Below are 6,192 nucleotides of genomic sequence, written 5' to 3'. Positions count from 1 at the left end.
CATCTACGCCGACGGCGGCACGGCAGCGGGCTTCACCACGGAAAGGTACACCTACGACGCCATCAACCGCCTGACCACGCTGCGGCGCGACGGGCTGCTGCTGGATGCGCGCTACTACGACGGCGCCGACCGCGTGGTGCTCAGCGGCATCGACGGCTCATTGGGCAAGGCGTTCTTTGATCGGTCGGGGCTGGCGGGCGAACAGCGCCGCAACGTCTACGACGGCGCCGGACGCTTGTACTCGGCGCGGGTGCTCAAGATGACCGATGCCGGCTTGTCGGGCGGCTACGCCACCACGTATTCCGGCTACGACCAGGCCGGCAACGTCACGCAGTACCGCATGGATGTGTACGACGGCTCGCCGTACACCAACACATACACCTACGCCCACGACCGCTTCGAGGGCTACCGCGAGAAGACGCTGTCCGGCACCAGCACCGCGCTGGATCCGGGCCAGACGACCTACCAGTACGACGTCAACGGTAATTTGATTGGCGTGGTCGACACCAAGGACGCCAGCAAGAACCAGACCCTGGTCAACGACGCCAGCGGCAAGATTTTGCAGCGGGTGCAGAACGGCCAGACGATCCGGTCGCTGGTGGTCAACGGCGAACTGCTGGGCACGACCGGCCCGGCCGCAGGCGCGGATGACTTCTCGCCGAGTTTCCGGCCAATTGATGGGGGCAACCCGTCGGCCAGCCCGGGGTCTTATCGGATTCAGGCGGGGGATACGCTGCAAAGCATTGCGCAGCAGGCGTATGGAGATAGCCGGTTGTGGTACCTGGTGGCCGAAGCCAATGGCCTGGCCAGCGACCGCGATCTGCGGGTCGGGGCCACGGTCACGATTCCGAATCGGGTGTCTGGGAACCACAACGACTACAAGTCGTTCAAGCCGTATGACCCGGGTAAGTTGATCGGGGATACGCAGCCGACGATGCCGGTGCCGAAACCGGATAGCGGTGGCGGTGGCGGGTGCGGCGGGATCGGGATGATCATCGTTGCGGTGGTGGCGGTGGTAGCGACGGTCTTTACGGCCGGGGCGCTGGCGCCTGTGGCGGCCGGCGCGGCTACGGGCTTTGGGGCCACGATGGCGGCAGGCGCTGCCGTCCTTACCGGTGCCTCGGCGGTGTCTGGATTGGCGGCTGTAGGGATCGGTTTGGCCGCTGGCGCGGTGGGAAGCATCGTGAGCCAAGGCGTAGGCATGGCGATCGGCGTGCAGTCCAAGTTCTCGTGGAAGGGAGTCGCAACCAGCGCGTTAGGCGCGGGTGTGACCGCAGGGGTCGGCGCTGCATTCAACGGCGCGAATTTCCTGAGTGGAAATCAGGCCTTGGTGGATGCCGCAGCGAGAGGTGCAGCGACAGGATTCACCACTGGTTCCACCGCGGTGGATATGGCGTTGCGCGCGACCGTGAGTTCCACCATGAGCCAGGGCATCGCGATGGCGACCGGGTTGCAGTCCAAGTTCAACTGGACGAACGTAGCGGCCGCCGGCATCGGCGCCGGTGTCGGTTCGGCAGTGGGAGCGCAAGTGTTCCCGAACGCGTCGGATTTCAGTGAAAGATTGGCGCGTGGCTTTGTGGCGGGCGCAGCGGGCGGCGTTGCTGCATCGGTGTTGTCGGGCGGCAAGGCGAACTACTTGCAGATTGCCACTGACGCGTTTGGGAATGCGCTGGGGAATTCGGTGGTGGAGAGACTCGCTGCGCAAACTTTTGGGTCCGGATCGGATAGTGTTCAGCTACGCGGAATTCGTGTGGACGAAAAAGATCTTCCTGCGTGGGCAAGAGAGGCTGGTTCACAAGATCTTCCCAAGGTTGCTGGGCCGCGGCAGTCAAACGACGCGATGTACGACGCCCTGGTGGCCGAATTTGGAAGGGCCAGAGATGAGAGGAGTGGGTCGTCCGATAGTGGGACGCTAGTTGCGGGGCCGGCGATGTTGGTCAAGCAAGGACCCAAGAGTGGTGATGAAGATATCGTCACCATGCCGGGAACGACGGCGTACTCGGATGATACGTGGGAGTTCGAAGGCACCCCGCGAGGTTTGCTGTTCAGTCCAGGCACGCCGGTTGGCCTGGAGGGAGCTCCATGGGAGCAGCGGAAGTATTCGGGAGCAGGGATTTCGTCCAGCTTCCTGGATGATTTCGGCCGGGGATTCAATGGAGGCCATTTGGGCGTGATGGAAGGCCCAAGTCCCAGCTTTGGAGTGACTGCTGGCGATGCCGCGCGGGAGTTCTGGGGAGGGACGAAAGCGCTTTGGTCCTCCCTGAGCGGAGCGGGTAGCGTGGACAGCATGTCCAGCAATTGGCAGAAAGGCAATTACGGGCAGGCTGTGCTCTATGGATTAAAATCATTGGGCGAAGCGGGTTCGACTGTATTTGGGATCGGGTTGACGAAAGCCCCTGTGGTGGGTCTAAGCGGTTCGAATATAAGTGCTACTTCAACCAGAGTTCTCAGTGCTGGAAATACCACTGGCACAGGTGCCAAGCTGTCGTTTGATACCTCCCTCAATGTTGTGGACAGAGCATTCAGTAAGGAAGCTGGTTTAATTCTCTCGGAGAACGGTGTTGGGCGCGCCTCCTATGCTCGCCTACAGGCTCAAGGAACTGAAGTGCGTTTTGTAAATGATCCGCAGATGCACGAGATGGGGCTCTTCAATCCTTACAACAACACTGTTACGGTGAATATGCTGAGGCACACGTCGGCGAAAGAGGCAGCCTCTACTGTTGTGCATGAGGCCGTTCATCAGAATCGCGCGTTTAGGAGTAAGATCTTACCGACTACGCAGTATGAGGAATATCTGGCGTTTCGGAATGAATTTCTCTTCAGTGAAAGCCGTAGGCCTAGTTTGATTGAACGCCAATTAATATTGGATAGGGTGCAGGAACTGTATCCTCACCTGCCCAGTGGGAAGATTCCGTTCGGAGGTTAAAGATGCAAGAAACAGTCAATGCAGGTTCCCTATCGGGAGCCGAGCCGCTTCGGAAGTATGAGGAAGGCCTACGTGTAGTCTGCCCTGTGTGCTCTGCAGTACTTCAGTCCATCCCTGCAGGAGTGCAGCCGGGGCACCCCATATCTGGTCTTATTTGCCCAATAGATCAGCAGCATTACTGTCTGTATGGTGAAAACGAGTTTGCTATGAAGAGCATGCGTGCATTTATGAAGGAACTTGCAGCAAAGGGGAAGTAGGTCCATTTGAAATTTAGAATTTAGAGATACCGTCTTGCCGGTCAAGCGTTTAGTTGTAATCGGGGCAGTATGGTGAGTAGATTTAATGTATTAGACCACGTTTGATGCGGCAGGAATTGGGAAGCCCCGGCCATGTGGTGGTGCCGGGGTTTTTTTATTTCCTGAAGTTCGGTTTGACTAGGCCAATTATTTAATCCGATCATGATTTTTTCCTTGCGCGGCCATTGCAATATTCTGTCTGCGTGAGGTGTCAGAGAGCTACCTGCAAATTAACGTGTCAGACTACGCATAATGCAATCCGAGTGGTGGTGCAATTGGAAATGAAATTTTGCTCCCCAGTGAGTTTTCTATTTCTGCGCTAAGACATGAGTATGGGCATTTTTTAGACCATCAAGCCCTTGGCTTTCCAAGATGTGTTGAGTATTTCAAGAACCCCGAGCTAATTATTGCTACAGAGCGTCGCCAATATTTGGGCGAAATTGGTTTTGCGCGGCGCATCGGTGACCAAGGGGCGCGACGTACGCTTATTGAAAACTATCTTTCCGAGCGCAATCGTACTATTGAAAATTACTACCAACGTCCATATGGTGGTGCATACAATTCGAATCCATTCGGAGGTAATTAGTCATGTATTTTCCATCGGATCCAAATAAGAATCCTGCTTTATGGGAAGCTCTTAGAGATGGCCTACTTACTTCAAATATTTCGTATATTCTGGAGAATGGAAAAGACCAGTCTGCGAGCTTGTCAAGAAAGGCAACGAGTGCTGAAGCGGATGTTTTAATTAATCGGATGCGAAGTTTTGGCTATGTAAGGATAGGGGCAAGTCGACTAACAGCCACTCCACCACATTTTGGTGTGTCGCTAAGCTCTGATGGGAAGATCGCAAATCTAATGGAATATCTCGCTCTCGACAGTGAAAAGGATAGGCCGGATCGCGATATTTCGTTGCTTGTGGATTTGATGTTTTATGAGCTGCCCAATTTGCGTAAATTGATTGTCCCGCTTAGATTGGAAGTAATTGAGATTCCAGGGGTCGGGGTTGATATTGGTAGCCATAATGGTGTTGCGGAATTTTCTCGTGCTCCGATTTCCCAAGTTATTAAGTAGAGGATTTAAAGTATCAGACTACGTTTGATGCGGAAGTAATTGGGAAGCCCCGGCCACGTAGTGATGCCGGGGTTTTTTATTTTCTGAGGTACGGTTTGGCTAAGCCAATTATTTAACTTGGTCACGATTTTTCCTTGCACGGCCATTGCAAGATTCCGTCTGTGAGAGGAGTTGGACAGCTACCTGCGCCAGAACCTCGACTACGACGCCAACGGCAACCGCCAGTCCGACACGTATTGGGACAAGGTCATCTACGCCGACGGCGGTACGGCGGCCGGCTTCACCACGGAAGGGTACACATACGACGCCATCAAAATTAACGTGTCAGACTACGTTTGATTGCGAACAGCAACGCATGCAGCAATTGCAGGAATTCGTTGTCGAACGGGCAGTTCACAAACACCGACGTATTGAAATCAGCCTGGGCACCATTGCCTGCTGCGCGCAGGGTTGTCGTTACCGAAGGCGGCAATGCTGCGCCGTGTGTTGAGGCCACCCGAGATCACCGTGATTCTGCAGTGACCGCGGCCGCGACGGCCGCACGAATCCGTTCGACGCAGACGTGACGGGGCGCAATGGGCGAGGTATATACGACGAAACCGCCAGAGGACCTGCCTTGATGTATGGGGAGGGAAGTGGGTGTCGGTGATGCCTTGCCAGGCTCAGAAGGATGGGTATTTTTGATCTTGCCGGCCGGGCGCTGGGTTGAGGGGGGAGTGGAAGGTTTGGGCATGGCGATAGCCGATGAAGGTCGCTGGGTTGGGATGTATCCAGTCTAGGCATTGCGAGGTGAAAAACAATACGTATGACCCGCGAGAGCGTCCGAATTATCACGGTCGGGCGCTGCCCCCGCCCGTGCGCTGCCCGCCGACGCTTATGCGGTGTCAGCAGGCAGCGCACGACGCATTTCAGCGCTTTGTGTCATGCCTCCGCCAACGGCCCGACCGCAATCGCGATCTTCCCCTTCAAGCCATTGTTGGCGCTTTCCAACCGAGCATGGGCCGCCGGAATGTCCGCCAGCGCGTACACCGCGCCCACATGCGGCCGCAGTTGGCCGCGATCGACCAGCGCGCGCAGCTCGTCGAGCTTGCCGCGGTTCTGACGGGTGAAGACGAAGTGGTAGCTGGCGTTCTTGCCCCAGGCCTGGATCAGGTTTTGAGGTTGGGCGATGTCTACGATGCTGACGACCCGGCCTAGCTGCGCCAGCACGTCGGGGCTGCGGGCCAGGGTGTTGCCGCCGATGGTGTCGAACACAACATCGACGCCGCGGCCGTCGGTCAAGCGCATGACGGCGTCGACGTAGTCTTCTTGTTCGTAGTCGATGACCTCGTCGGCGCCCTGGCTGCGCGCGAATTCGAAGTTGGCTTCGCGGACGGTGGTGTAGACCTTGGCGCCGATGGCTTTGGCGAGCTGGATTGCGACGTGGCCCACGCCGCCTGCGCCGCCGTGAATCAGGATGCTTTCGCCGACCCGCAGCCCGGCGCGCACGACCAGGGCTTCCCACGCCGTGCCGCCCACCAGGGTCAGGCTGGCCGCTTCAAGATGGCTGAGCGACGCGGGCTTTTTGCCGACGATGCTTTCGGCGGCGACGTGGTATTCGGCGTAGCTGCCCGGGCCGTCGAAGATCTGCGGGGTGTACCAGACTTCGTCGCCGACGGCGAAGGCGGTGACGCCGGGGCCGACGGCCTCGACGACGCCGGACACATCGTGGCCGGTGATGGCGGGCAGGGGCACCAGGTCAGGGTAGTCGCCTCGGCGGACCTGGTAATCCAGCGGATTGATGGCGGTGGCCTGCACGCGGACCAGGACTTGTCCCGCCTGGGGCACGGGCTTGGGCACGTCGCGCAGTTCGAAGGCGTCCGGGCCGCCAAAGGCGGTAAGTACTAAAGCTTTCATGAG

At 57.8% G+C, this 6,192-nt stretch carries 5 protein-coding genes; 4 read left to right on the top strand and 1 reads right to left on the bottom strand.

Annotated features, from left to right (window positions below; all coding sequences use genetic code 11):
- The 4 genes from U858_RS34475 to U858_RS35790 form a co-directional block, all read left to right on the top strand.
- A partial coding sequence (locus U858_RS34475; protein ID WP_115597041.1) for a LysM peptidoglycan-binding domain-containing protein occupies positions 1-2,926 on the top strand: 2,926 nt, incomplete at its 5' end.
- Positions 2,927-3,511: 585 nt separating this feature from the next.
- A complete protein-coding gene (locus U858_RS35800) occupies positions 3,512-3,808 on the top strand; it encodes a hypothetical protein (protein ID WP_157838874.1) in 297 nt (98 codons plus the stop codon).
- A gap of 2 nt (positions 3,809-3,810) precedes the next feature.
- Positions 3,811-4,293: a hypothetical protein gene (locus U858_RS35795; protein WP_157838873.1), complete on the top strand. Its 483-nt coding sequence runs from the start codon at positions 3,811-3,813 to the stop codon at positions 4,291-4,293.
- 171 nt (positions 4,294-4,464) lie between these two features.
- Entirely contained in the window at positions 4,465-4,632 is a 168-nt protein-coding gene (locus U858_RS35790) for a hypothetical protein (protein WP_157838872.1), read from the top strand.
- 582 nt (positions 4,633-5,214) lie between these two features.
- Here U858_RS35790 and U858_RS0129505 read toward each other — a convergent pair.
- Positions 5,215-6,189, bottom strand: a complete 975-nt coding sequence (locus tag U858_RS0129505; protein WP_025140715.1) for a zinc-dependent alcohol dehydrogenase family protein — start codon at positions 6,187-6,189, stop codon at positions 5,215-5,217.
- Positions 6,190-6,192 lie beyond the last annotated feature (3 nt).

The organism is Achromobacter sp. DH1f, assembly GCF_000633435.1.
Classification (GTDB): Bacteria; Pseudomonadota; Gammaproteobacteria; order Burkholderiales; family Burkholderiaceae_B; genus Achromobacter; species Achromobacter deleyi.
This window is presented reverse-complemented; position numbering and strand designations above follow the sequence as displayed.